The organism is Streptomyces hypolithicus (assembly GCF_052934925.1).
Window position 1 is genome coordinate 45,078 of record NZ_CM128811.1, and the last position, 24,813, is coordinate 69,890.

A 24,813-nucleotide genomic window follows, 5' to 3' on the forward strand; every position below is an offset into this window, starting at 1 on the left:
CCCGACAGAGTCCCTCATAGGCTGGGACGTGGTCGGCGAAGGGGGCGGGCGGCCTGGCCGGTCGCCGTGGCGGCGCAGTGGTTGTAAGCGGACAGTGACAGCAACGCCGCGACATCGGCCGCGTGGCCAGGACCTCGCCTGCCGGGGTCAGCGAGCCGGACGGTCGACGCCCGCCGCCTCTTCGGACGCGGCACCACGGGCGCGCCCCTCACCGCAGGTCACCGCAGACTCCGTTGCGATCAAGGCCGACGGCCGGCGACCGGTCCGTGTTCGCCGGAGGCTTGTGCGGAATAATCGGGTCATGGTCTCCACGCCCAGCATCTCCGAGCTCCGCCGCAGCAAGCTCGCCCGTCGCCTGCCGGCCGGGCTCTCCGCGCTCGACGGGCCGGAGGACGGCATCGTCCGCCTGCCCGTGCACCTGGCGTGGTCCGGTCTGACGGAGTTCGATCTGGACCGGCCGAGACTGCGGATGAGCTGCTACCGGATCATCCTCGCCGAGGGGATGCACGACGACTTGGTGCGCTACCTCAACCGGGATCTGCTCATCGGCCTGTGGCCGGTCCTGTGCACGCTGGTCAGCCGCGATGTCCGGGACGTCTGGGAGGGCGCCTTCGACGAGCTGGCTCCGGGCAGCCGGGCGGCTGCGTGAACCTCACCGAGCTGCACCGCCGACTTCTCGCGGACGTACTCGCGGTCGGCGGGGACTATCCGCTGGCGCTCGCCGGTGGCTACGCCGTGCAGGCGCACGGCCTGGTCGACCGGCTCAGCCAGGACCTGGATCTGGCCACCGAGCACCCGGAGCGGATGGAGACCATCGCCGAAGCCGTGCGCGCGGGCCTGGAACAGCGAGGGTGGCTCGTACGGGCGGTGGAGACCGACGCGCTGTCCGCGCGGCTCATCGTCACGGATGTGACCACCCGGGAGGAGTGCGAGGTCGACCTCCTCAAGGAAGCCCTGTGGCGGCCGCCCGTGCAGACCGAGCACGGCCTGGTGCTCTCCCTCGAGGACGTCGTCGGCACCAAGGTACGGGCCCTGGCCGACCGAGGACTCGCCCGGGACCTGATCGACGTGCGCGCTGCCGCGGACCGGTGGAGTCACGTCGAACTGGAGGAACTCGGCCGCCGCCATGCCCGCGACGTCTTCGACCTCACGGACCTCCAGGCCCGCCTCACCGGGGCGGACTGGATCGACGACCTGGAGTTCGCCGCGTACGGGCTGGGCGAGGCGGACATCGAAGCGCTGCGCCGCTGGGCGCAGTCATGGGCGGACGACATCGGCGAACGGCTTGCGGAGTCACAGGACCCCGAAGACTGACCCACCCGGGGCGGGGCCGGTCCCGATGGTGACGGTGCAGCGGTGACAGCGGGGCGTGGCGTGGTGGCGTGCTTCGCGGGCGTACGCGCAGCGACGGTTCCCCCGGGGTCCACCGCGCGCTCCGCCCGGCTGCGCCCTGCGCTGGGCTCAGCGCCAGGGCATGTTCCGCCACGGGCTGCCCTCGTTTTCCGTCAGGAGACGGTGCGCAACGACGTTCTGCTCGTAGAACGAGCCGTGCTCCTCGTCGTCGAAGCGCAGCACCCTGCCCAGGCGTCGCCGCGGAGAAGGCCTCCCACGAGCGACGAGCCGATAGAACCGGCAGTGGGACAGCGCGTCGATTACCCCTTCCCCGTCCTCGCGCGCTGCCGACTCGTGCAGCAGCCGCTCGGTAGCTGTCGGCGGCGCCCAGCTGGTACCTGCCCCCGTTGTCACATTGCGATCTCACGAAACGGGTCCGGGGGTGCCGTACGGCAGGTCGTACGGCAGGCCTAGCGAATCAGGGCGGGGATGCCCAAGAACTGGGTGGTCGGCGACAAGACCGGAGTCCCAGTCGTCCTGCGGAGCGGGGTCATGAAGTACGTCACAGTGCCGTGAGCGGGGCGTGTCTGCCGTTCGGGGGCTGGTGCGGGCAACGGCCCACCCCTGTCCGCTGTTCGAGCGGGACCCCGTCGATGGGTCGGCTACAGCGCCGGTCCGGGGCGACTTAGGTCACCCTTCCCTGTCTCTGCGGTCGCCTGGTAGAGATGTGGGATTCCACCAGCACATCGGAAGTGTCGCCATGAATCAGCACGATGCCAGCCCTCTCAGGCCCTTCACGATCGACCTGACCTTCGAGGAAGCCCGGCGACGGGCCGAGGTCGTGGCCGCACTCGGGTGCGACTGGGACCCGGTGGCCGCTCTCCAAGGGGAGGACGAGGCGTACGCACTGCTCTACTCGGGGCTGGACGCCGAGCAGCAGCGCACGTACGACTTGCTGATAGCCGCCGGTGTCCTGCCGGGGAAGGAGCCGGGCCGTGCGGATGCCCATTGATCCACAGGCGGATCCCGCCCGCCGCGCCTGGGTGGCCTGCCCCGTCTGCGACGACGCCCGCCATTGCGTTACCTGCGCCGATCGCCGTAACTGCGGTGAACACTGGCGCTATCTGATCTCCAACCGGGGACCGATCGTTCACCTTCAGTGCCCGGGATGCACACACCTGTGGTCACTGAACACCCGGCCCGGCGTCACCTGCCGCGACGACGGCCCCCCCTCCCCCTGACCATCGGCCGCTGAGCACTCGGCCTTCGCCTGATGTCACCGGCCGGCGCCGCTCCGGGACTCCTGGGCACCCGGCCGCTGTGCGCCCGCGTCTCGCAACAGTTCCAGCGCCTCGCGTTCCTGCGTGCCGTGCCGGAAGGTCTCGGCGGCCCGTCCGATTGCCTCGAAATCGTCTCCTGTCAGGGACCCCACCGGGCTCAGCAACCGGGCCAGCGGGTGATGGAAGTCGTGGACGGTGAGAATGAAACCGCCCGCTTCGGCGTGCGCCCCGACGGCGGCGAACCGGCCGTCGGCGGAGGCAGCGACGGTGCGGACGGCCTCCGGTTGGTGGCCCGCCTCCGTCAACGGGCGTGGGGCGTCGGCTGCATGGAGTGTGACCGGGTCGAAGAAGTAGTGCCGGCCCTCGCTGCCCGCGTAGCCGGCCAGGACGCCCCAGGCCGCAATGGCGCACAGGCTGCTCAGGCGCGGGGCCTTGCCGACAGCCGCCAGAGTCAGGGCCTCGTGCGGCGCGCTGCGCCAGCGGCTGAGTCCGCCGTTCATGGCGCAGGCGACGACTTCGCCGGGTCCGGTGAACGCCAGCTCCCGCACCGGCCCGTACGGTACCGGGACGCCGTCCCTCCGCCGTGCGTTTCCCACCCGTACTGCTTCAACTCGTCCAGGTAGCGCGCTCGTGGGCCACGGGATCGGCGTCAGCGAGCCGCCGGTCGATGGCCAGAGCCTCCTCCGAGTACGCCAGACCGTCTGCCGTCGCGTGCTCACGGTTGAGGTGGGGGACGGCTCGCGGAGGCAGTCGAGACCATGGAACGGGCTGTGAAACTGGTTCGCGAACTCGCCGCGGAAGACCCTCAAACACACGGCGAGCGGCTCGCGTGGTACACCGACGACCTGGGGAACCTCCTCAAAACGGCCGGCCGCCGCGACGCCCGGGCAGTACGGCGCTCCGCGAAACGGGGCTCAGGTACTCCTCCGCATCCACACCGTCGGCATCCACGTGGGGCAGTAGCCGGTCCAGCAGGCGCGGGGTCCACCACGCCCACTTGCCGAGCAGGGTCATCGCCGCGGGCACCAGCAGCACTACCGACATCGAAGACCCACTCGCGCCCGGTAGCACGTCCTCGCCAGGATACGGGTGACGGGACGGGAGTCCCTGATGCCGCTCGAGGTCGTGCTGACGGCGGCCACGGCATAGCCGGTACGGCACCTGGTCACACGGCACCTGGTCACACGGGCGTACACAGCGCGCGTGCCGCTGCGCTCCGTGGGGGCAGACACCTACCGGGCTGTTCTGGGCGACACACCAGCCCTTAGGCTGCATCACAGCAGTCGCCGATCATGCGGCAACAGCAACAGCCGAGCACGAAAGGGCGACCCGATGACTTCATCAACCGGCACACCGGCCAGCGTCACCAGCACCACAGCACTCCTGCGGGCGGAACTGCCGCGCCTGGAAGAGCACCAGAAGTCGCTCGAGGAGGAACTCGCTGCTGTCAGCGAGCGGTTGGAGTCCGTGCGCACCGCCCTGAGCGCGCTGCAGGCCCTGTCCCTCGCTCCCCAGGTGCGCGAGCCCGCCGCCCCTGCGCAGGGGGAGCCGGAGAACAAGCCCGCGCCGTCCGCGAGCACCGAAGCCGAAGTCGTCACCGGCCCCAAGGCCGCGGCGCAGGGGAAGGCTCCTCGGACAGCGCCGGGCAAGGCGGCACGCAAGCAGTCGCGCCGGCCTGCCGGGAAGACCGCCCCGAAGGCCGCGAAGAGCGGAGCAGCGACAAAGGCGGCGGACAGCGCGCCGGCTCCGGAAGGCAGCGGGCTCACCGAGCAGATCATGGCGGTGCTGTCCAAGTCGGGGAAGAGCCCCGTGCGGGCTCGCGACGTGGCGCAGGCGCTGGGGCGCGACTCCTCGGCGGGCAGCATCAATGCCGTACGCAGCACACTGGACCGCCTGGTCGGCACCTCCCGGGCACAACGGGCGGGGCGTGGCCTCTACCAGGCGTCCTCCAACTGATCATCAGGTTGTTGGCGGGGAAGCAGTGCGGGGGTGTGCGGCCGGTGGGTGCGTTCGTTGCCTCATCCGAGTGGAAAACTTCCCTCCGACGGGGATCCGCACTGGTCACAAGGGGTGAAAGAACCGCGTGGCTCGTTCCCTGAGCCACGGCGAAGGCCGTTGATGGGGATGTGAGTACTTCAAGCACCAGCCCGATAATGGCCGACACCACCGCGCACACCACCGACGCGGACACCATGCCCAGCGACGTAGTCGTCCACTCCTGCACCAATCTCGGTGAGACGACACTCATCGTGCAACTCGCGGGCGAGATCGACCACTTCAGCGCGGGACCGCTGCGGGTGATACTCGCCTCAGCGGCCGCCAACGGCTACACCGACCTGGTGTTGGACAGCTCCAGGGTCAGCTTCTGCGATTCCGGATTCCTCAACCTGATGCGGTGGTGGCCGCGCAACGGCCGTCGCCTGCACCTGACGGCGCGCTCGCCCGCCGTCCAGCGGCTTCTGCGCGCCGCGACGGCCGGGCAGGCGTTCTGCGGTCGGCCCGCCCGGCATGTGGTGGGCCAGGCATCGCCCGGTACCTCGCGGCGCGTGCATCAGGCCCGGTGGGGTGCGCCGACGTGACATGAGGGTGGGCGCGCCTTGGCGGTCGACGGGCATCACCACGACGGCGACGGGTAGGCGTGCCGGTATGACCACGTATCGCAGTACGCATCAAGGCGAGAGGCCCCGGGTGGGGACCCGGGGCTACGCCGACGTAGAGCTTGCCCGCCAGCGGCTGGAGGCGGCGGCGCCGGAGCGCCGGGCGCAACCGTTCTCCAGTGGCGCGTCAGCGGCCTACCGGTGGGCTCTGGGCCAGGTGGAGCGCTCGCCGGTGACCGGCGCGAGCGGCACATCGGGAGGCAGGAGCGTCCCCGATCTGCATGTCCTGACGGCCGAGGTGGACGCCGCGGTGGTGCAGATGGAGGACCCCGCCGGTCACCCGGGTCCGCGCGACCACAGCCGCGGAGTCCACGATGCGCTGGCGTGGGTGTGCGGGCACAGCGACGAGGCGCCCTGACCTGAGGGCCGTTATCGGTTATCGGTTATCGCACTCGTCCGGCGCGGCTCTCGTCCTCGTCCCGGTCGTCTTCCTCGTCGGGCAGGTGAACGTCGTTGACGGCGATGTTCACCTCGACCACTTCGAGGCCTGTCATGCGTTCCACCGCCGCGACGACGTTCTCCCTGACGTCGGAGGCGACGTCGGTTATGGCCGCCCCGTACTCGACGACGACCGCGAGATCCACGGCGGTCTGGCGTTCGCCCACCTCGACGGTGACGCCCCGGCCCACGCTCGTACGGCCACCGGGGAGCATGCCTCGTGCCGCGCCCATGGTGCGGCCGAGGCTGCCTCCCAGCGAGTGAATGTCCGGGACTTCTCGCGCCGCCATTCCGGCGATCTTCTCCACCACACCGTCGGCGACAGTTGTCTTGCCACGGTCCGCAGCGGGGGTGGGCGAGCCCGATTTGGCCACCGCCCCTTGCGCCCCCTGCTGTCCTTGTGCGTTCTTGGCTGCGTTGGTCGCTTCCGTCATAGGAAGCCACCTCCTCGTATCGGGTAGGCCTCTGAGGACGGGGCCCTGCGGATGATCGGCCGTGGCCGTTACGCAGAGGGTGGCGGGTCCGGGGCCGGGATTCCTCGCCGCCGCCGCGCCGCTGATTTCCAGCATGACAGGCTTGCGGGGAAATGGCCGTCCGAGAGCCTGCGGAACGGCCGGGCCGCTCCTCGCGGCAGGGCCGAGCCCAAGGCGGGCGGCGACGGGCGCACTTGCTGGTGCTGCGGTGAAGACGTCGTCCCCGGGGGCGCTAGCATCAGGACGCCCTCACGTCCGATCGAGAAAGTGATGTCGCACGATGGCTGACGACGCCCTGCTGTTCCTGCTCCCCGACCGCCATGTACGAGTCGGGGCCGCCCTGGCCGCCGCGGGCCCACTGGAGTGCACGGAGACATCGGCCGTGCGGGCGTGGCTCCATGCGCATGGCGCTGAAGTGCTGTCGGAGTACGTCAGGATCGTGCCGGCGGACGCGGAGACGCTCGTGCCGCAGGACGCCGAACGCCTCCCCGTCCCACTGAGCGAGGAGGAGGCGGTGCGCGTGCAGCAGGAGTGTGCGCCGCAAGCGGTCCGGGATGTGGAGGCCGAGCTGCTGGAGTTCCGGGACACGACACAGGACTGGGCAGCGCTCGTACACCGGGCCCTGTCCGCCGGCGTACCGCAGGCGCACATCGCTCGCCTCACCGGCCTGGACCCTCAGGCGATCGTGCGTCTCACCCAGTAGGGGTTGTCCGGGCCGGGCCGCTCACCGCTACGGAGCGCTGCTCGGGCGGTGGGCGCTACCAGTAGTGCTTGCGTCCGCCGACTGCGCGGCCCATGGAGCCGAGAAGCCAGAACGCGGCTCCGATGACGACGAGAATGATGCCGATGGTCCACAGAATCGCGATGTTCGCGATGAAGCCCACGATTAGCAGAATGATCCCGAGAGTGATCACGGTTTCCTCCGATCTCGAGCACCAGTCCTACCTGCTTAGCATCTCCCCGCCGAACGGCAAGAGCAAACCCATCGCAATCCCTCGCGTCTTTGTGTAGCTGGGGGCGCCATTTCCGTGACTTCGGGGCCCGGCGATCTATCAGCTCCCTCCTCCGAAAATCCTTCCCCCAAAAGACGGGCTCCACTTTTCGGACCTGGGAAGCCGGGTAAGCGGACTCGTAGAGAAGCCTGACCACGAGTACCGACTTGACGGGGTGAAACACATGGCCCAGCGGAATTTGGTCCACGATCCTATGCAACGTCAGGTCGTCCAGCTCACCTGTCGGCCGGAACGTGCTTCACAGGCGCGGGACACCGCGGCCGCCTTCCTGGCCCGCCTGGACCCGGCCCCGGCGGTCGAAACCGCACAGAGCCTGCTCGTCCTGGTGTCCGAACTCGTCACCAACGCCCTGCGGCACGCGGGTGCTGTGCCGGCGGTCCGCGTCAGCGCCGACCGGCGGAGCATTCAGGTCCGCGTCGAAGACCCGAGCCCCGCGCATCCCCAGGACCGCACCCCGGACCTGACGGGCGGCGCCGGTGGATTCGGCTGGCCGATGGTCCAGCGCCTGGCGCGCAGCGTCACCGTCCACCCCACCACTCGCGGAGGCAAGCTCATCCAGGCCACGCTGGCACGCTGAGCGTCAGGCCGATGCGCCGGCGTGCGCGGCGTCCAGGACGACGGACAGCGGCAGGGCCAGCGCGGCCGCCAGCTCGGCCAGCTCCTGCTCGGTGGGGGCAATGGGGCCCAGCGCGCCGTCCTCGGCGAACACCCTGATGCGCGGGGTACGGATGCCGGTCCGGTCCGCGAGGGCCTGGGCGGTCAAGTGGCGGCGGCGCATCGTGTTTCGCAGGAGCTCTCCGAGATCGGCCATACCCGTCGGATTCCCCGCATCGGCCGAGTCATGCTGCACGGCTGCTTGCGGCATTCCGGTGGCGATTACGGATGGCGGCCCATTGCCCCGCGCCGCACACTGACGGCATGTCGGGCAAACGAAGCGCGGGAATTCTGCTGCACCGCACCTCCGGCGCGGGACTCGAGTTGCTGATCGGGCACATGGGCGGCCCGTTCTGGTCCGGCCGGACCGCCGGCGCCTGGTCGATTCCCAAGGGTGAGTACGCACCCGGGGAAGCACCGGAGGCTGCGGCCCACCGGGAGTTCACGGAGGAGCTCGGCCTTCCTGTCCCCGGCGGAGAGCTGACGCCGTTGGGTGAGTGCCGTCAGGCGAGCGGCAAGGTCGTCACGATCTGGGCGCTGGAGGCGGATCTCGACCCCGGCCTGGCCGTCTTCGGAACGTTCGTCATGGAGTGGCCGAGAGGTTCCGGGATCCGACGTGAATTTCCCGAACTCGACGAGGTCGCGTGGTGCACTCCAGCGGGTGCCCGGGAGCTGCTGGTGACCGGTCAGCGCGTGTTCGTCGACCGGCTCACCGCGTACGTACAGGACAGGCAACCGTCGTCGTCGGTGGCACCGCGCGGCCAGCAGGAGCAGTAGCGGCTACTGCTGCGTGCGGTGCGGCTCGCCCCACTGTGCGCGGGCCGAGTCGAGCGCTGCGCGGTAGGCGGTGTAGCCCGCTTCGTACACCGGGCGTGACGAGGGGTTCGGCTCTACGGTGCGGAAGCGCTGCACCTTCGTCTCGGGAGGCGCGCCGAGGAAGCGGCGCGCGACTCGCACCGCGCCGAGTGCGCCTACTTCGCTCTCCTCGGGAATGCGGACCGTACGCCCCAGGATGTCGGCGAAGAGCTGCGCCCAGGGCCCCGATCGGATGCCGCCGCCGCATGCGGCGAGGGTGCCGGTGAGGCCGGCGGCTTCCAGGCAGTGGCGGGCCGCGTAGCCCATGGCCTCGCACATCGCGCGTACCGCGTCGGCGGGTGTGTGCGTGAGAGTGAGGCCGTCGAGCCGGCCGCGGGCCGCCGGATCCACGAACGGCGCGCGCTCCCCCGCGTCGGAAAGGAACGGCAGTGCGGTGACGCCGTTCGCCCCGGGCGGGCCGGCGGCGAGCAGGTGATCGAGGTCGGCGGTGGTTGTGCCGGTGAGGGCGAGCACCCACTCCAGGGCGGCTGTGCCGACCATGGCAGGCATGGAGCGCAGCCAGCGGCCGGGGTCGGGGGTGCACAGCCACATGCCGGCCGGTTCTGTGGAGTCGTCGCTGCGGGCATGGTCGGTGAGTACCTGGCAGGCGAGGGTGGTGCCGACGATCAGGAGGCCGTCGCCCACCTCTCGTACGCCGCTGCCCTCGGCGCAGGCCGGCAGGTCGTACGGGCCGGCGGTGAGCGGCAGTCCGGCGGGCAGCCCCAGCAGGGCCGAGCCCTGGGCGTCGAGAGCGAGGACCGTACCGGGCGGGGCGGGCAGGGGCAGCAGGCGGGCTTGGTTCTCGATGCCGCAGGCGGCCAGTGCCTCGCGGGAGTACGTGCGACTCACCGGGTCGAGAAAGGGCAGGGTGGCGTCGGAGGCGTCCACGCTGACGACGCCGGTGAGGCGCTGGGCGACTGAGTCCACGCAGTAGCCGGCGGTGGCCGCGCGGCGCAGCGTGTCGGGCTCGTGTTCCTGGAGGTGTGCCAGCAGCGGGGCGTGGCAGCCGGGGAACATGCCGGATCCGGTGTGCCCGTGCACCTTCTGGACGGTGCCGTCCGCCTGCCAGCGGGTGACGAGGCCGGAGGCGCGGCCGTCCATCCAGGAGATGGCCGGGCGGACCGCCCCGCCGTCCGCGTCGCGCAGCCACAGACCGTCGCCCTGCCCGGTGAGGGCGAGCGCGGAGGGCGGTTCAGGGAGGGCCGCGGTGGTCTCCCGTACGACTTCGGCGACGGTGCGCACCACGTCGTCGAGGTCCTGTTCGACGCGGCCGGCCGGGAGCCGCTGCAGGAGGCTGCGGCGGGTGGCGCAGGCGAGCCGGGTTCCTTCGACGTCGAAGGCGACCGCTTTGGTGACGGAGGTGCCGATGTCGACACCGATGATCACGCTCATGGCCTCGGGACTCCCTGCACCTCGGGGTTGGCGGGGTGTGCGAGTTGCTCCCCGCGTACGAAGCGGGCTGCTTCGGCGGCGGTGATGGCGGCGGCGCGGTGCGCGGTCTGCCGGGTGGCGCCGGCCAGGTGGGGGGCGGTCACAACGTTAGGAGCGTCGCGCAACGGCCAGTCGGCGGGGGGTGGTTCGACGTCGTACACGTCGAGGGCGAGGGCGCCGAGGCGGCCGCTTTTCAGCAGGCCGGGCAGGGGGGCGTAGTCGAGAAGTCCGCCGCGGGCGGAGTTGACGAGCACGGCGCCGTCGGGGAGCAGGTCGAGCGCGGTGGCGTCGATGAGGTGGTGGGTTTGGGGGGTGAGGCGGGCATGCAGGCTCACCACGCCGCTGCGGCGCAGGAGTTCGTCGAGTGGGACCAGCTCCACGCCGTCGGCGCGGGCGGCCGCCGGATTGGTGTAGGGGTCGGCGACCAGGACCTGGGCGCCGAAGGCGCGCAGGACGCGGGCGACGATGCGGCCGATGGCGCCGTAGCCGACGAGTCCCGCGGTGGCGCCGTCGAGTTCGATGCCCCCTTCGTCGTACGCGTAGAGGTCGCCGCGCCACTTTCCGCGTTTGAGTTCCGCGTCGGCGGTGGTGATGCGCCGCATGGCGGCGAGCATCAGGCCGATGGCGAACTCTGCTGCGGCCGGGGCGTTGCGGCCGGGGGCGAAGGAGACGGCGACGCCGTGGCGGGTGGCGGCGGCGAGGTCGACGTTGACCGGGCCGCCGCGGGAGACGGCGACCATGCGCAGGCCGGGGCAGGCGGTGAAGACCTTCTCGGTGAAGGGCGCCATCTGGGTCACGCAGATCTCGGCGCCGTCCAGCGCCTTGCTGACATCCTCCTCCGTGCCGCTCGCCTCGTGGACGTCGCCGACCGGACCGAACGGCTCGTGGGGCCAGGGCAGGGTGAGTTCGGTGATCTCCGGTGCGGGGCCGAGTTGTTCGCGCAGGGCGGTGCGCAGGAGGGCGGGGCGCACGAAGTGATCTCCGGCGGCGAGGATACGCATGGAGCGGGCCCTTCGTCGGGTCGCGGGGGCGCGGCGTACCAGCGGCTCGCGACGCCACTCACACTGGCGCTGTTAGATTTAACATCATTATCTTGAGGAATCAATGCTCGGAGGGGCGATTTCGATGGCATCGCGACTGCTGCTGGTGCGGCACGGGGAGACCGAGTGGCATGCGGAGAACCGGTACGCCGGGGTTTCCGATGTCGCACTGACGGCCAAGGGGCTCCGGCAGGCGCAGGAGCTGGGGGCGTGGGCCGAGCGGCGCGGTGTCGACGCCGTGGCCTGTTCGCCGGTCTCCCGCGCCCGGCTGACGGCCCTGCCCGCGGCGCGGGCGCTGGGCAGCGGGCCGGAGGTCGTCGAGGGTCTGCGCGAGGTGGACTTCGGCTGGGGCGAGGGGCGGACCATCGCGGAGATGGCGGCCGAGGACCCGGAGGCGGTACGCCGCTTCCGTGACGACGCGGAGCTCGGCGCCCTCCCCGGATCCGAGCCGCCGTCCGTCGCGGCGGCCCGCGCGTCGGCCGCGCTGCGCGCGCTGGCCGCCCGGCGCCCCGGGGCCACGGTCCTGGTGGTGGCGCACAACACCCTGCTGCGGACCGCGCTGTGCGCGATGCTCGGCATCCCCGTGGGCCGATACCGGCTGGTCTTTCCCCGCCTCGACAATGCGGCGGTCACCGAGATCGAGGTGGCCGATGAACGCACGGCCCTGCGCTCGCTCAACGTCCCCACCTGGGACGCGGCTGCGGGCCGTACGGGAAACTCGGTCGCATGACGACGAACAGCGCCGAGGCCCGCAGGCAGATGATCACCGAGCACGTCCTGACCCGGGGGACGGCGAGCGGGGCCGACCTCGCCGAGCTGACCGGGGTGAGTCTGATGACGGTGCACCGGGACCTGGACGAGCTGGCCAGGCGCGGCGTGCTGCGGCGCTTCCGGGGCGGCGCTTCCGCGCTGCCCTCGACCGTCTTCGAGTCCAACCTCGACTACCGGCTGGGCGTGCACACCACCGAGAAGGAGGCCATCGCGAGGGCGGCCGCCGATCTGGTGGAGCCGGGCATGTCGGTGATGCTGGACGACTCCACGACCGCGCTGGCGCTGGCGCGGCTGCTGGTGGACCGGACGCCGCTGACGGTGGTGACCAACGCCCGACGGGTGATCGACCTGTTCGCCGGCCGGGAGGACATACGGCTGATCTCGCTGGGCGGCGAGTACTCGCACACCCACGACTCGTTCCTGGGGGTCCCCTGCCTGGAGGCGATCGAGGCCCTGTCGGTGGACATGGTGCTGGTCTCCACCTCGGCGATGGACGCCCGGATGACGTACCACCAGGAGCAGGACGTGGTGCTGGTCAAGCGGGCGATGCTGGCCACCGGCACCCTCAAGGTGCTGCTGATGGACCGCACGAAGCTGGCCAGGACGGCGCTGCACCGGCTTGCCCCGGTCGGGGACTTCGACCATCTGGTGGTGGACGGCCTGGTCGACGCGGAGCTACTGGGGGCGCTGCGGGAGCATACGGACGTCCGTGTCGCCGTCAGCGGCTGACAACAACGCTTCTTAAAGTCTTGCGTGTTAATTTCACAGAGACCATGATGCATTCCCGTCGCGGCTGTACGTCCGCCGTACGTCCGCGGGCCCATGGCACCTCACTGTGGAGGCACGAGCAATGAGCAGCACTGCCGTACCGGGCGCACCTGGCTCACCCCCCGGACCGGTCGCACGAACCGCTGTGCGCGCGGATACGGTCTGGGACCGCGTCGGCATTCCCCGGCCGCTCCTCTTCGGTTTCATCGGCGTCCTGATCTTCATGATCGGTGACGGCGTCGAGTCCGGTTTCATCGCACCGTTCATCGAGAGCAACGGCGCGGGCAGCGAGGTCCGCGCGAGTTACGTGATCACGGCGTACGGCGTCACGGTGATGCTCGCCTCCTGGCTGTCGGGGGCCCTTTCGGAGCTGTGGGGGCCGCGGCGGGTGATGCAGCTGGGGCTCGCGGTGTGGATTGTCTTCGACATCCTGTTCCTGACGCTCGGTGCGGCCCAGGGTGACTACACCCTGATGCTGGTCTTCTACGGGCTGCGTGGTTTCGGCTACCCGCTCTTCGCCTTCTCCTTCCTCGTGTGGGTGACCGCGACCGCTCCGGTGGCGCGGCTCGGCGCCGCCGTCGGCTGGTTCTACTTCGCCTTCACCGGCGGCCTGCCGACGCTCGGTTCGCTCACCGCGTCCGTCACCAATCCGCTCTTCGGCAGGACCGGTACCCTCTGGGTGGCTCTTGGCCTGATCGCGCTCGGTGGCGCGTTCTGCCTGCTCGGCGTGCGCGAGCGCACCGGGTACTCCCGTCTCGCGCCCCCCGGGGTCCGGCCGGTGCAGTCACTGACCCGCAGTCTGTCCATCGCCTGGACGAATCCCAAGGTCGCTGTCGGATGCGTGGTGCGTGTCATCAACACCGCCCCGCAGTTCGGCCTCTGGGTGATTCTCCCGGCGTTCTTCACCGATGAGATGGGCTTCACCGACGGTGACTGGCTGCGGCTGCTGTCGATCATGTTCGCCACCAACATCTTCTGCAACCTGCTGTTCGGCCTGGTCAGCGACCGGATCGGGTGGCGCACCACCATCGGCTGGTTCGGTGCGGTCGGCTGCGCGCTGAGCGTGCTCGCCCTGTACTTCGTGCCCAAGCTGCTGACCGGCAACTACTGGGTCGCGGTCGGCGTCGGCATGGTCTACGGCGCGACCCTCGCCGGGTTCGTCCCGATCTCCGCGCTGATGCCGTCGCTCGCGCCCGAGAACAAGGGCGGCGCGATGGCGCTGCTCAACCTGGGCGCGGGCGGTGCGGCGTTCGTCGGGCCCGCCATCGTGTCCCTCTTCCTCGGGCCGCTGGGCCGGGACGGGGTCGTACTGATCTTCGCGGGGCTGTATGTCGTCGCTGCCGTACTCACCCTCTTCCTGAAACTGCCACCGGCTTCGGAGCAGGCCATCCAGCAGGGCAAGACCCTCCAGGAGGCGGCCGCACCCCTCGCCGTCCGAGCCACCAGCTGACAGGAACCGGTCCGTACATGAGCACCGTCGCCGACGCTCCCCGCTCCCCCGCCCCCGTTGTGGCCGGCATCGATGTGGCGACCGCCGCGGTGAGAGTCGTGTGCGCCGACGCCCACGGGTCGGTCGTGGGGCAGGGGCGGGCGCCCCTGCCCCAGCCGGTACGCGGCGCGGGCGGGCACAGCGAGCAGGACGCCCGAGCCTGGTGGCCGGCGGTCGCCTCCGCGCTGCGGCAGGCCATGGCCGCGCTGCCCGGGGGCGGGCGGGAGGTGCTGGCGGTCGCCGTGTCCGCCACCTCCGGGACGCTGGTTGTGGCCAGTTCTGACGGGGAGCCCGTGGGGCCCGCCCTGATGTACGACGACCGGCGGGCCGCCGACCTCAACGCCAAGGCTCAGGAGCTGGGAGCATCGCGCTGGCAGGCGCTCGGCCTCACCGTCGGCCCGACAGCCGCGCTCGGCAGGCTCGTTCGGTGTGTGCAGCACGCGCTGCCCGGACAGCGCGTGCTGCACACACCGGACGTGATCGGCCAACGGCTGACCGGACACCCCGTCGCCACCGACTGGAGCCACGCGCTGAAGACGGGCTACGACCCGCGGGCGGGCGAGTGGGCCACCGAGGTGTTCGACGCCTTCGACATCGCACCCGAGCTGCTCCCCGCCGTGCGGGCTCCGGGCTCCGTGGTCGGTACGGTTTCGGCCCGTGCGGCGGCACAGACCGGACTGCCCGCCGGCTGCCAGGTACGCCTCGCCATGACGGACGGCTGCGCGGGCCAGGTCGCCACCGGAGCCGTGGAGCCCGGGCAGTTCGTCGGCGTGCTGGGGACGACGTACGTCCTCAAGGGGGTCAGCCGCGAGCTGGTCACCGATCCGGCGGGGGCCCTCTACAGTCACCGCCACCCCGACGGCTGGTGGCTGCCTGGCGGGGCCTCCAATACGGGCGGCGAGGCGCTGGCCACGGTCGATCCGGCCCGGCTGCCGGGCCTGGACGGGGCTGCGCACGCGCGGGGGCCTGCGTCGTACGTGAGCTATCCGCTGATGCGTGAGGGCGAGAGGTTCCCTTTCGTCTCGGCGGACGCACGCGGTTTCAGCGCCGGAACGCCGCAGGACGACGGCGACCGGCACCGGGCCGCGCTGGAGGGCGTGGCGTTCCTGGAGCGTCTCGCGCTGGAACGGGTGGAGGCCCTGGGCATTGAGGTACGCGGCCCCCTGCACGCGGCGGGCGGAGGCAGCCGCAGCGATCTGTGGACCCGTATCCGCGCCACGGTGCTCGACCGGCCGCTGTGCGTTGCCGAGCATGCCGAAACGGCGTTCGGCGCCGCCCTGCTCGCCGCCTGCGGCACGCTCCACGCGGACCTTTCGGCGAGCGCTGCGGCAATGACGGCGCAGGGCCGACTGGTGGATCCGGTGCGGGCGGAACGGGCGGCGCTCGACGCGTCGTACGAGCGGTTCGTGGCGGAGCTGCGGGGACGGGGCTGGCTGGAGGACAAGCCGGCCGGGCGGCCGTCCTGAAGCGAGCGCGCGGCCGCCGGGTCGGCCCGATGGGCGCATCTGTGGCCCACGCGGATGCGGACCCGGCCAGGTGCGGGGACCCTGGAGGTGTGGGGGCGACCCGCCGAGGAGGCTTACCCATGTCCATGATGGACAAGCTCAAGCAAATGATCAAGGGCCACCCTGACCAGACAGGGCAGGGCATCGACAGGGCCGGCGACGCCGCCGACCGCAAGACCCAGGGCAAGCACAGCGGCCAGGTCGACACCGGCCAGGAAAAGCTCCGGGACCAGTTCGGAAGGGACCAGGGCCAGGACCGGCCGCCCCAGCCTTGACTACGCCGGGTGCCTGGCATCGCCCTTGCACGTAAGAGCGGTGGGTGCGGTGAGAGCGGACAGATCCGTCCACTCTCACCGCATTTGTGTGAGTACGGCCGGGCAGGGGCTCGGCCGTGCGGCAACGGTCTAGTGCCGCGACCGGCAATGTTTGCCCCATAAGGAGCGTCGTCCAGTGCGTGCGATCACAAGGCGGCCGGAAGTCCTTGGATGGGGTCTCCCCTGCTCGAACGAAGTTGAGCGCTTGGGGAAGGAGCTACCAGGGCTTTTGGCCAACGCGGCGAGCGTGCGTGCTGGGCGGCGCGACGGGGCAAAGCTTGCCGGTCGCGGCACTAGTAGATGATCGATTCCAAGGGATAGCTGCGCGGATGCAGGTTCCCGTTTCTGGTGGCGGAAGCCTCATTGGGGTGGCGGCGCGATGGCGGATACGCCACCGAAGCGGGATGCGAGGCGGTTGCCCTCAGCGGTGCAGCGTGAACGAGGTTTCCCCGTGGGATCGGCCGTTGACCTGGAGCTGCACCAGATGGACACCCGGGTGGTAGCGCCGCGTGCTGATCGGCTTGAAGGAGTGTCTGCGTGTCGCGCGCCACGTCTCGCCGGGAGCCAGGGACCGCGTGGTGAGTTTGAAGACCTTGGGGGTGCGGGTCCCGTTGGCCTTCATGTGGAGGACGACGTAGTCGACGACGAGGTGAGCGGTCTGATCGTGAGTGTTGGTCACCGAGTAGTCGAACAGCAGATGGTCGCCGACCCGGATCTCTGAGGCGTGGACGTGCGGGCCCTCGACGGCGACGGGACTGTCCGGGAAGTGGCCGAGCAGCGTAAGTGCCCCGGTGTGGCCGGACTTGATCAGGGTCCGAAGGCCGTGCCGTACCAAACGGGTCGTCGTCGGTGCTGGGTCGCTCAGCCAGCGCGCCGCGACACCAACGGCGATGTCGGGGTGGTCACGGCTGATGTCGTTGAGGTGGTTGGCCACTGATCTGCGGACGTACTCGGAGTCATCCCGGTACAGCGCGTCGAGGAGGGGCAGTGCGGGTGTCGGATCCGCGATCAGCTCCGGAAGCTGGGGCGCCCAGGGGAGTCTTGGCCGCGTGCCTTCACTGGCCAGTCGACGGACGTGGAGGTCGGGATGCGCGGTCCACGGCGTCATGACCCGGAGCGCGCGTTCCAGGTCGGCACGGAGGAAGGGCCGGACGGCGATCTCCGCGGTCAGGCGCGGGGTGAGTTCTGCCAGCAGGGCGAGCGCCGGTTCGAAGGCGTCCTGGCCCCGTACGGCGACGGCCTCGGTGACAGGGAAGATCATCCATCCGGTGAAATCGCTGTCTCGCAGTGCGGCGCCCAACACGTTCGCGAAGGCCGGGTAGTCCGCCGGAAGATCAGCCAGGACGGCATTTCTGATCAGGGCGACACGCTCGGTGAAGCTCATCCCGTCCAGCACGGCGCCGCACCCCCGGGTCTCATGCGCCGTGATCCCGTCACCGGCTCGCGCAAGGCATCGGGCGAGGTCGGCGACGGTGTCCGCGCTGAGTAGTTCGTCTGCCGAGGGCACGGCTCATTCTCCTTGATCTCGGGGGGCTATGCGGTGTGCAGTACCTGAGCGTGCCGCATCTCGTGCACTGTGCCGATTCGGCTGAAGAAGCCCTGCGCCCGGAGGTCGGCCGGCATTTCCTTGGCCGCGCGCTCGGCGACGGTGGCGGACGACCAGATGATGAAGTCCAGGACGGTGCCGTCGTCGAACTGGGCGAGGTAGGCGCCCTGAAAGCCGTCGCCGTACTGCTCCCTGAGTAGTTCGACGAGCTGCTCTCGGTGGGCGGTGAGGGCGGCGGGGTCGTCGGTGTCGAACCTGACGTACTCGATGGTTGCGCTCATGGCATCACCCTTCGTCGTCGACCATGTGACTCACGGATTCGGTGGATCAAATCCGTGAGTCGAACTTATCACGGGTTCGCTGCCCTGAATCCAGTAGATTGAGGGGCATGACCATCCGGGATCTGCAGGAAATGCCGTGGATCGGCGAGGGCCCGGTCCTCGACCTGGCCAACACCGTCGTCGTCGGCGCAGGCCCGGGGCGCGGCGACATCGACTTCCTCGCCGATCGGGAACTCACCAGGCGATGGCGCGCCCGCGCCGCCGACCGCAGATTGGCCGCCCTCTCCTTGGAGGAGCTGGAGCGGCTGCGTGGGTTGGTCCGCGACGCGCTGGACGCGACAGCCGGACAGCGGCCGCTCACCGACAGCCTGCGGACCCGCCTGAACGAACTCGCCTCGTCCGCCCCCGTCGTCTTCCGGATGACCGGCGACGGCCTGCTCGCACAGCAGGAACAGGGCGGCGGCGCCGACGCCGTCGTCGCCCGCGAGACGCTCGTCCTGGCCGCGGGTCCAGACCGTCAGCGGGTGCGGCGCTGCCACGCCCCCAGTTGCGGCATGTTCTTCCTGGCCAGGCGCCGCGACCAGGCATGGTGTTCCCTCGGATGCGGCAACCGGGCGAGGTCCACCCGCCGCCAGCCACGAGAAACGGGAACCCCCAGCTGATGAGACAGGGGAACCCAAAATCAGGTTGTGTTGTGACACCAGACTTGGACTCCCTCGCGACCGCACTCTATGCGGAGACCGACGACCTGCTGAAGGGTTCGCCGCAGGTTGCTCCGTGGCGGCCAGCCGTGGGGATAGCCCCGCAGCTCACTGACGCCGAGCTGGTCACGCTCGCGATGATGCAGGCCGTGCTCGGCTTCACCTCCGAGGCCCGGTGGCTCCGCCACGCCCACTCCCACCTGCGGCATCTCTTCCCGTACCCGCCGAAGCAGCCCGGCTACAACAAGCGCCTGCGCAAGGCGGCCGAGCTGCTCCGCCGGGTCACCCGGCTGCTGGCCACCGAGACCACCGTGTGGAGCGACAACGTGTGGATCGTGGACTCCACGCCGGCGGAATGCGGCCGCTCCCGCGAGACCGTCAAACGCTCCGACCTGGCTGGATGGGCCGAGTACGGGTACTGCGCCAGCCACAGCCGCTTCTTCTGGGGCCTTCGGCTGCACCTGGTGTGCACCCTCCAGGGCCTGCCCATCGCCTTCGCCCTGACCGGAGCCAAGGCCGACGAGCGCGAGACCCTGCTGGACCTGCTCGCCGCCGAACCGCACCTCCTCGCCAACCGACCCGGCCAGACGCTGATCGGCGACAAGAACTACTTCGGCCGTGACTTCGAACATCAACTGGCTGAGCAGGACATCCGGCTACTGCGGCCAGCCCGCAAGAGCGAGCCGGAGCGGCCAGGAGCACCCCTGTTCAAACCGCTGCGGCAGGTCATCGAGTCAGTCAACGAGACCTTCAAGGGACAGCTCGATCTCGAACAGCATCGAGGACGCACGCCCGGCGGGGTCATCGCCCGCGTCATGCAGCGCATCCTCGCGCTGACCGCAGCGATCTGGCACAACGACCGCACCGGACAGCCCGTCCTGCGCTCACTGAACGCCTATGACCACTGACCCCTTGGAATCGATCACTAGCTTGAGATTTAACCTCGCCGCTCGAACACGACCGCAAGTCGGCTTCACGGAACCAGCATGCGCACCATTTGTCCCGACTTGCTTAGATTTCTGACTGTGCTGCGGAGCCTGCTGGTGCGGCAGGAAGGGCTGGTCGGAGCTGTTCGAATCCGGAGGTTAAATCTCAAGCTAGGGGGTGTCTGACAATTCCCCGTGGGTCAAGGTGCGGCGTCCGGTGCGTGCGATCGCAAGGCGCCGGACAGTCCTCGTAGCGGAGCTACTAGGGCTTTTCGGCAACGCTGCGAGCGTGCGTGCCGGGCGTCGCGACGCCGCGGGGAATCGTCAGACACCCCCTAGCACCGCCGGGTAGGCAGAGCACGCAGGCCCCGCCCGGGTGCCGGGCACCGGGGCGGGGCCTGCGCCGGGAGTTACTTCCATTCCACCGTCAAGGTGGCGGACGCCCCCGACTTCACGAACACGTACGCCGTGGCGGCGGGCGCGGAGGACAGGCGCAGGCGCACCTGGGTGGTGCCCGTGTCGTTCAGCGTCGTGAAGTCGGTCGACTCCTTCGTGCCCGAGGTGAATCGGCCGATCTCCGCGGCGCCGGACACCGAGGCGGCGGCGCTCCAGTCGTCAGCGCCGGTCGGGCAGCCCGCACCGAAGCAGCCCGATCTGACATCCAGGAGCAAACGGTTGCCCAACGCCCAGGGGTCGCCGCTGCCGCTCGCGTACGTCACTGTGACGTACGCCCGCTCGATGGTCGCGCCGTCCGGGACGGACGAGGTGTCGAACGACAGCAGCGCCCGGTTGTGCAGCCCGTCCGAGCCCCGGCCCACCGCCAGTCCGTAGGAGCCCTCCAGGGTTCCGACGGCCGGTCCGCCGCCGGTGGCCGATGCCTTCACGTAGCCGTCGTCCGTCGCCTTGCTCGGCAGGACGGCCGACTTGGTGCCGCCGCCGGGCGTACCGCTGCCGCTCAGGCCCCAGAACTGTCCGATGCGGTACGAGGCGCACAGGTTGACGTCGAGGATGTACGCACCGGCGGTGCCGCACTGCTCTGCGCCGGCCCCGGGGTCGACCGGCTGACCGTGGCCCATGCCGGTGATCGAGTACGTCTCGACGACCGACCGTCCGGCGCCGCTGCGGTACACCGCGTGCGGGTAGCCGGCCACCGTGTCCGTGGTGTCGGCCGTGGCGTCGGTGGCGTGGACGTTGGTCCACTGCTCGACGGTCTCTTTCATGTTCATGGGAACGACCGTGGTGTCGCTCGTTCCCTGCCAGACGGAGACGGTCGGCCAGGGGCCGGAGTAACCCGGGTGCGCCGCACGGACTTTGTCACCCCACGCCGACGGCGAGAGGTCCTTTCCGGGGCTCATACAGCTGAAGGCGGCGCCGACCGTGGTCGCGCAGGCATACGGCAGGCCGGCCACGGGCGCGCCGGCGGCGAAGACGTCCGGGTAGGCGGCCAGCATGACGTTCGTCATGGCGGCGCCGGCGGACAGACCACTGGCGTATACCCGGGCGGGGTCGCTGCCCAGATCGCTCTTCATGCGGTCGGTCATCTGCTTGACGGACATGGCTTCACCGGAGCCGCGCGTGATGTCGACGCTCTCGAACCAGTTGAAGCACGAGTTGCCGTTGTTGGCGGGCTGCTGTTGCGGCAGCAGGAGTGCGAAGCCCCAGCGGTCGGCCCAGGTCGCCCAGCCGGTCTCCGAGTCGAAGGCGGCTGCCGACTGGGTGCAGCCGTGCATGGCGACGACGAGCGGGCGACCGGCGGGCAGCTCGTCCGGGACGTAGCGGAACATGCGCAGGTTGCCGGGGTTGGACCCGAAGCCGGTGACCTCGGTGAGTGATGCGGCGCGGGCGGGCGGCGCGAGAGCCGTCCAGCTGGTGCCGAGAAGTGCGGCCAGCAACGCCAGCAGCAGGGCGACGGCGGGGAATTGCTTCTCAGGTGGACGTGCGGCAAGGCGGCTCCTCCAAAGGGTCCCCGCGGGTCCGGTAGACGGACTGTAGGGCCGCTCGTATACGGCGCAGACGGGGCGGCGCCACGGTCGCCGGGCGCGCCCCGTGTGGCCCCGGCACGTTGCCTGGCTGAGCACGGGCGGGCAGAAGTGCGTCCGAGAGCGATGCTTTCCGGTCGAACCGGCGTGATCAAAGAAGGGACCACGTTGGAATATGCGCAGGTCAGGCGGTTGTTTTCCGTTGTACCACGCTCGATTGTCCACATCACGGACAGCCCTTCACGGGACACGCACACCTTGCCCGAGCTGCCCGAACGACCATTCGGTCACTTCGGTCGGAACGTGTGCGGCCGGAAAGGGCTGACCGGTGTGCGCTCACAATCCGCATCGGCAACACTCCTCAGCGCAACGCCAACGCAACTCCACCGCAATCAGAGGAGATTCACTCATGCGTCACTTCCGCAACGCACTCGGCGTCCTCGGCACGGCCACGGCCCTCGCGCTCACCGGCGTGGCCTCCACCGGCATGGCGCACGCTCAACCCGCCGCGTCGGCTTCGCTCTACGCCCCGTCCGCCCTGGTGCTTTCGGTGGGCGAGGGCGAGGAAGCGGCGACGGCGACCGTCTGGCGTGCCGTGACGCTCAGCTGCGCTCCGCGCCCGGCGGGCACCCACCCCTCGGCCGAGGCGGCCTGCGCCGAACTGGGCGCGACCGGCGGCGAGTTCTCCGCGCTGGTCGACGGGACGAAGCGACGAACCTGCACCCGCCAGTGGGACCCGGTCGTCATCACCGCCGAGGGTGTGTGGCAGGGCAAGCGGGTCTCCTGGTCGGCCACCTTCGGGAACGCGTGCGAGATGCGCAGCAGCCTGACGGAAGGTGCGACCTTCGCGTTCTGACGTTCCCGGCGCCCGCGCTACGGGCCCTGCGGACAGCGCCGCCCCGGCCAGCTCCGGCAGGCGGGCGAGCGGGGCCGGCGGGCGAGCGATCCGGCCGGCGGGAGAGGGCACCACCCGCAGCGGCCCGGCGGCCCGTCCGGCCAGAACCGGACACGTACACCCCGCGCACGAACAGGTGATGATCTGCGCATAACGCTGCGGCGTACGGCCGGACTCACGGCGTACGAGCCCGCCGGACGGCCCACGGCCCGGGGCCGGCGACGCGGCGGGCGGCGCGCGGCGACCGGACGGCGGCCCCCGCCGACAGCAGGCCGGGGCCGCCCGCAGATGTGCAGGCGCCACCACATCCGCAGCAGGGCGCAGGCGTGGGTCCGGTACGACGTGGTGAGACGGCCCGCATCGCCTCCGGTGACTCACTGGCTCGCTGCCGTGACTCCTGAGCAGCGAAGAAGCCAGCCACCATGGCGCTTCCTGACCTTCACAACCAAGGGTGTTGGGCCAGCTCGCTTCTGAACGGACAGCCAGTTGGACATCGCAGGCGAATGATTTTGGAACTTTGCTGCTTACCCCAAAGCTATGACCGGCCTATGACCGGCGGCCGCCCGGGCGGCGCCGCGCGACCGGGGCACCGCGGCCCACGGAACGAACTCCACGCCCCCGCACGGCATATGGAGCCCGGGAACGCGCGCAGCCCGGCCGAAAGGCGCTCTTGCGACCGGCCCAACCGGAGCACAGGATTCCTACCAGTCGGATTGACAGGATCATGACCACGACAACTGGTCACGCTTCTGCCACCGCATCTGACGGGCTCGCCCACCCAGCGGGCCCCGGGATCCCCCACCGGAGGATGTAGTGAACCTGAACCGCTTCTCCCCCTTCAGCGGCGTTGCGAGACGTGCACGGCTGATCGCCGTCGCATCGACTCTGCTGACCGTCTCCGCACTCGCCGCCCCGTCCGCCGTGGCCGAATCGAGCGGTGAAGTACGCGCCACCGCCGCTCAGCTCGCCCAGACCGGCGACGCGGTACTCGGCGCCGACGTGGCGGGCACCGCCTGGTACACGGACAAGGCGACGGGCAAGGTCGTCGTCACGGCCGACCAGAGTGTGTCCGCCGGCGAGATAGCAAAGATCAAGAAGGCGGCAGGCGCGCAGGCCGGCACCCTCAAGATCAAGCGCACTCACGGCACGTTCAACAAGCTCATCGCGGGCGGACAGGCCATCTACACCGGCGGTAGCCGCTGCTCGCTCGGCTTCAACGTCCGCAGCGGCTCCACGTACTACGCCCTCAGCGCCGGCCACTGCACCAACATCGGCAGCACCTGGTACACCAACTCATCCCAGACCACCGTGCTCGGCTCCAGGGCCGGATCCAGCTTCCCCAACAATGACTACGGCATCATCCGCCACTCCAACGCTTCGGCTGCGGACGGCAGGGTCTACCTCTACAACGGCAGCTACCAGGACATCACCAGCGCCGGGAACGCGCAGGTCGGCCAGGCCGTGAAGCGCAGCGGCAGCACCACGGGTCTGCGCGGGGGCAGCGTCACCGGCCTCAACGCGACCGTCAACTACGGGGGCGGCGACGTCGTCTACGGGATGATCCAGACCAACGTCTGCGCCGAGCCCGGCGACAGCGGCGGCGCCTTGTTCGCCGGCAGCACCGCTCTCGGTCTGACCTCCGGCGGCAGCGGCAACTGCTCCTCCGGCGGCACCACGTTCTTCCAGCCGGTGACCGAGGCTCTCAGCGCGTACGGCGTGAGCGTCTTCTGATCCAGCGCTCACGAGCAACACGAGGCACACGAGCCCACTGAAACACACGGGGCCGACGGACCCTTCGGGCGTCCGTCGGCCCTCTGTGCTGCCCGGGCCGCACTTCACCCGTGCCACCTTTGTCCTGGTCGCGGAAGAAGGTGGGAATACAGCTGCGAAAGATCTTACGCACCGGGACCAACCCCGCTAACTTCTCTGCAACGAACCGGTCATGAGTCTGTGACCGGTGCCCTTCGGCGCGACGGCGCGCGTCTGTGCTCCCCCGGGCGGGTCTCTTTTCCTGGTCCGCCGGACACCCCCACCTCTCCGGGAGACCTCTGCGCGCAAGAGACCGTTCCGACCCCGTGGCGTCCCCGCCTTCCTGCTCAGCACGCTCCTGGCCGCAGCGCTGGTTGCCCCGACCGGCCCCGCGGCCGCCCTGTCCCAGGACGCGGGCCACAAGAATCCCCCGACCGCCGGGGCGGCCGCAGCGGACGAGGCGTTTGCGGCCGACGAGTTCCAGCAGGTCACCCTCGCCAAGGGCGTCACGGAGATGGGCGAGCCGATGACGATGGCGGTCCTCCCCAACCCCTCGGTGCTGCACACCTCCCGCGACGGCACACTGCGGCTCACCGACGCAGCGGGCAGCACCAAGGTCGCGGGCAAGCTCGACATCTACAGCCATGACGAAGAAGGCCTCCAAGGCATCGGCGTGGACCCCGGCTTCGCCTCCAACCGCCTCATCTACCTCTACT

At 70.3% G+C, this 24,813-nt stretch carries 30 protein-coding genes and 1 pseudogene; 20 read left to right on the top strand and 11 right to left on the bottom strand.

The features are described from left to right. Positions 1–301: 301 nt before the first annotated feature. A complete protein-coding gene (locus tag ACU6WZ_RS00245) occupies positions 302–649 on the top strand; it encodes a transcriptional regulator (protein ID WP_447031057.1) in 348 nt (115 codons plus the stop codon). Continuing rightward, positions 646–1,314, top strand: coding sequence for a nucleotidyl transferase AbiEii/AbiGii toxin family protein (locus ACU6WZ_RS00250; RefSeq protein ID WP_447031058.1), 669 nt, complete (start codon positions 646–648; stop codon positions 1,312–1,314). Before ACU6WZ_RS00245 ends, ACU6WZ_RS00250 begins: the two co-directional genes overlap by 4 nt. A 147-nt stretch (positions 1,315–1,461) precedes the next feature. Here the strand turns inward: ACU6WZ_RS00250 and ACU6WZ_RS00255 are convergent, their stop codons facing one another. After that, on the bottom strand, positions 1,462–1,746 hold the full coding sequence (locus tag ACU6WZ_RS00255) for a DUF1266 domain-containing protein (protein WP_447031060.1): 285 nt from the start codon (positions 1,744–1,746) through the stop codon (positions 1,462–1,464). A 346-nt stretch (positions 1,747–2,092) separates the two neighbouring features. Between ACU6WZ_RS00255 and ACU6WZ_RS00260 the strand changes: the two genes are divergently transcribed. Continuing rightward, positions 2,093–2,344, top strand: coding sequence for a DUF6400 family protein (locus ACU6WZ_RS00260; RefSeq protein ID WP_447031061.1), 252 nt, complete (start codon positions 2,093–2,095; stop codon positions 2,342–2,344). Further along, a complete protein-coding gene (locus tag ACU6WZ_RS00265; RefSeq protein WP_447031062.1) occupies positions 2,328–2,573 on the top strand; it encodes a hypothetical protein in 246 nt (81 codons plus the stop codon). Before ACU6WZ_RS00260 ends, ACU6WZ_RS00265 begins: the two co-directional genes overlap by 17 nt. A 35-nt stretch (positions 2,574–2,608) precedes the next feature. Here ACU6WZ_RS00265 and ACU6WZ_RS00270 read toward each other — a convergent pair whose 3' ends face one another. Both ACU6WZ_RS00270 and ACU6WZ_RS00275 read right to left on the bottom strand, forming a co-directional pair. After that, entirely contained in the window at positions 2,609–3,160 is a 552-nt protein-coding gene (locus ACU6WZ_RS00270) for a hypothetical protein (protein WP_447031063.1), read from the bottom strand. A gap of 310 nt (positions 3,161–3,470) precedes the next feature. Then, complete coding sequence (locus ACU6WZ_RS00275; RefSeq protein ID WP_447034334.1) at positions 3,471–3,656, bottom strand: hypothetical protein; 186 nt, start codon at positions 3,654–3,656, stop codon at positions 3,471–3,473. Between the two features lie 288 nt (positions 3,657–3,944). Here ACU6WZ_RS00275 and ACU6WZ_RS00280 point away from each other — a divergent pair, with 288 nt between their 5' ends. The 3 genes from ACU6WZ_RS00280 to ACU6WZ_RS00290 all read left to right on the top strand — a co-directional run bounded on the left by ACU6WZ_RS00280 (position 3,945) and on the right by ACU6WZ_RS00290 (position 5,627). Then, positions 3,945–4,568, top strand: a complete 624-nt coding sequence (locus ACU6WZ_RS00280) for a hypothetical protein (protein WP_447031064.1) — start codon at positions 3,945–3,947, stop codon at positions 4,566–4,568. 197 nt (positions 4,569–4,765) lie between these two features. Further along, positions 4,766–5,191, top strand: coding sequence for an STAS domain-containing protein (locus tag ACU6WZ_RS00285; protein WP_447031065.1), 426 nt, complete (start codon positions 4,766–4,768; stop codon positions 5,189–5,191). Between the two features lie 67 nt (positions 5,192–5,258). Continuing rightward, positions 5,259–5,627, top strand: coding sequence for a hypothetical protein (locus tag ACU6WZ_RS00290; protein WP_447031066.1), 369 nt, complete (start codon positions 5,259–5,261; stop codon positions 5,625–5,627). A gap of 25 nt (positions 5,628–5,652) precedes the next feature. On the opposite strand, the gene ACU6WZ_RS00295 is transcribed toward ACU6WZ_RS00290, so the two are convergent. Continuing rightward, complete coding sequence (locus ACU6WZ_RS00295; RefSeq protein WP_447031068.1) at positions 5,653–6,141, bottom strand: Asp23/Gls24 family envelope stress response protein; 489 nt, start codon at positions 6,139–6,141, stop codon at positions 5,653–5,655. A gap of 319 nt (positions 6,142–6,460) precedes the next feature. Between ACU6WZ_RS00295 and ACU6WZ_RS00300 the strand changes: the two genes are divergently transcribed. Next, the gene (locus tag ACU6WZ_RS00300) at positions 6,461–6,883 is read left to right on the top strand and encodes a DUF6003 family protein (RefSeq protein ID WP_447031070.1); all 423 of its coding nucleotides are present in this window, start codon (positions 6,461–6,463) and stop codon (positions 6,881–6,883) included. 55 nt (positions 6,884–6,938) lie between these two features. Here ACU6WZ_RS00300 and ACU6WZ_RS00305 read toward each other — a convergent pair whose 3' ends face one another. Then, positions 6,939–7,094: a DUF6131 family protein gene (locus ACU6WZ_RS00305; protein WP_447031071.1), complete on the bottom strand. Its 156-nt coding sequence runs from the start codon at positions 7,092–7,094 to the stop codon at positions 6,939–6,941. 292 nt (positions 7,095–7,386) lie between these two features. Here ACU6WZ_RS00305 and ACU6WZ_RS00310 point away from each other — a divergent pair, with 292 nt between their 5' ends. Next, the gene (locus ACU6WZ_RS00310; protein ID WP_447031073.1) at positions 7,387–7,770 is read left to right on the top strand and encodes an ATP-binding protein; all 384 of its coding nucleotides are present in this window, start codon (positions 7,387–7,389) and stop codon (positions 7,768–7,770) included. Between the two features lie 3 nt (positions 7,771–7,773). Here the strand turns inward: ACU6WZ_RS00310 and ACU6WZ_RS00315 are convergent, their stop codons facing one another. Continuing rightward, positions 7,774–8,004, bottom strand: coding sequence for an XRE family transcriptional regulator (locus tag ACU6WZ_RS00315; protein WP_447031074.1), 231 nt, complete (start codon positions 8,002–8,004; stop codon positions 7,774–7,776). A gap of 107 nt (positions 8,005–8,111) precedes the next feature. Here ACU6WZ_RS00315 and ACU6WZ_RS00320 point away from each other — a divergent pair, with 107 nt between their 5' ends. After that, on the top strand, positions 8,112–8,624 hold the full coding sequence (locus ACU6WZ_RS00320; protein ID WP_447031076.1) for an NUDIX hydrolase: 513 nt from the start codon (positions 8,112–8,114) through the stop codon (positions 8,622–8,624). Between the two features lie 3 nt (positions 8,625–8,627). Here the strand turns inward: ACU6WZ_RS00320 and ACU6WZ_RS00325 are convergent, their stop codons facing one another. Further along, positions 8,628–10,094: an FGGY family carbohydrate kinase gene (locus ACU6WZ_RS00325; protein ID WP_447031077.1), complete on the bottom strand. Its 1,467-nt coding sequence runs from the start codon at positions 10,092–10,094 to the stop codon at positions 8,628–8,630. Then, positions 10,091–11,134, bottom strand: coding sequence for a 2-hydroxyacid dehydrogenase (locus ACU6WZ_RS00330; protein WP_447031078.1), 1,044 nt, complete (start codon positions 11,132–11,134; stop codon positions 10,091–10,093). Before ACU6WZ_RS00330 ends, ACU6WZ_RS00325 begins: the two co-directional genes overlap by 4 nt. A 124-nt stretch (positions 11,135–11,258) precedes the next feature. Here ACU6WZ_RS00330 and ACU6WZ_RS00335 point away from each other — a divergent pair, with 124 nt between their 5' ends. From ACU6WZ_RS00335 to ACU6WZ_RS00355, 5 genes are all read left to right on the top strand, one after another. Then, complete coding sequence (locus ACU6WZ_RS00335) at positions 11,259–11,903, top strand: histidine phosphatase family protein (RefSeq protein ID WP_447031079.1); 645 nt, start codon at positions 11,259–11,261, stop codon at positions 11,901–11,903. Next, entirely contained in the window at positions 11,900–12,673 is a 774-nt protein-coding gene (locus tag ACU6WZ_RS00340) for a DeoR/GlpR family DNA-binding transcription regulator (protein ID WP_447031080.1), read from the top strand. Before ACU6WZ_RS00335 ends, ACU6WZ_RS00340 begins: the two co-directional genes overlap by 4 nt. Positions 12,674–12,794: 121 nt before the next feature. Continuing rightward, the gene (locus tag ACU6WZ_RS00345; RefSeq protein ID WP_447031081.1) at positions 12,795–14,162 is read left to right on the top strand and encodes an MFS transporter; all 1,368 of its coding nucleotides are present in this window, start codon (positions 12,795–12,797) and stop codon (positions 14,160–14,162) included. Between the two features lie 17 nt (positions 14,163–14,179). Continuing rightward, positions 14,180–15,667 carry an FGGY-family carbohydrate kinase gene (locus ACU6WZ_RS00350; protein WP_447031082.1) on the top strand — a complete coding sequence of 496 codons (1,488 nt, stop codon included), beginning with the start codon at positions 14,180–14,182 and terminating at the stop codon, positions 15,665–15,667. Positions 15,668–15,786: 119 nt separating this feature from the next. Next, positions 15,787–15,981, top strand: coding sequence for an antitoxin (locus tag ACU6WZ_RS00355; protein ID WP_447031083.1), 195 nt, complete (start codon positions 15,787–15,789; stop codon positions 15,979–15,981). 460 nt (positions 15,982–16,441) lie between these two features. Here ACU6WZ_RS00355 and ACU6WZ_RS00360 read toward each other — a convergent pair whose 3' ends face one another. Both ACU6WZ_RS00360 and ACU6WZ_RS00365 read right to left on the bottom strand, forming a co-directional pair. Further along, entirely contained in the window at positions 16,442–17,527 is a 1,086-nt protein-coding gene (locus ACU6WZ_RS00360) for a DNA alkylation repair protein (protein WP_447031084.1), read from the bottom strand. A 26-nt stretch (positions 17,528–17,553) separates the two neighbouring features. Then, the gene (locus ACU6WZ_RS00365; RefSeq protein WP_447031085.1) at positions 17,554–17,847 is read right to left on the bottom strand and encodes a hypothetical protein; all 294 of its coding nucleotides are present in this window, start codon (positions 17,845–17,847) and stop codon (positions 17,554–17,556) included. A gap of 107 nt (positions 17,848–17,954) precedes the next feature. Between ACU6WZ_RS00365 and ACU6WZ_RS00370 the strand changes: the two genes are divergently transcribed. Then, a complete protein-coding gene (locus tag ACU6WZ_RS00370; protein ID WP_447031086.1) occupies positions 17,955–18,509 on the top strand; it encodes an ABATE domain-containing protein in 555 nt (184 codons plus the stop codon). Positions 18,510–18,541: 32 nt separating this feature from the next. Further along, positions 18,542–19,456 (top strand): IS982 family transposase, encoded by a 915-nt coding sequence (locus tag ACU6WZ_RS00375; protein ID WP_447031087.1) that lies wholly within the window; start codon positions 18,542–18,544, stop codon positions 19,454–19,456. A gap of 428 nt (positions 19,457–19,884) precedes the next feature. On the opposite strand, the gene ACU6WZ_RS00380 is transcribed toward ACU6WZ_RS00375, so the two are convergent. Beyond that, positions 19,885–21,366 (bottom strand): extracellular catalytic domain type 1 short-chain-length polyhydroxyalkanoate depolymerase, encoded by a 1,482-nt coding sequence (locus tag ACU6WZ_RS00380; RefSeq protein WP_447031088.1) that lies wholly within the window; start codon positions 21,364–21,366, stop codon positions 19,885–19,887. 496 nt (positions 21,367–21,862) lie between these two features. Here ACU6WZ_RS00380 and ACU6WZ_RS00385 point away from each other — a divergent pair, with 496 nt between their 5' ends. The 3 genes and pseudogenes from ACU6WZ_RS00385 to ACU6WZ_RS00395 all read left to right on the top strand — a co-directional run. Continuing rightward, the gene (locus ACU6WZ_RS00385; protein ID WP_447031089.1) at positions 21,863–22,309 is read left to right on the top strand and encodes a subtilase-type protease inhibitor; all 447 of its coding nucleotides are present in this window, start codon (positions 21,863–21,865) and stop codon (positions 22,307–22,309) included. Positions 22,310–23,161: 852 nt separating this feature from the next. Further along, positions 23,162–24,079: a S1 family peptidase gene (locus ACU6WZ_RS00390; protein WP_447031090.1), complete on the top strand. Its 918-nt coding sequence runs from the start codon at positions 23,162–23,164 to the stop codon at positions 24,077–24,079. 550 nt (positions 24,080–24,629) lie between these two features. Next, positions 24,630–24,761 (top strand): annotated as a pseudogene (locus tag ACU6WZ_RS00395) (hypothetical protein); the annotation flags it as partial. Positions 24,762–24,813: the final 52 nt, after the last annotated feature.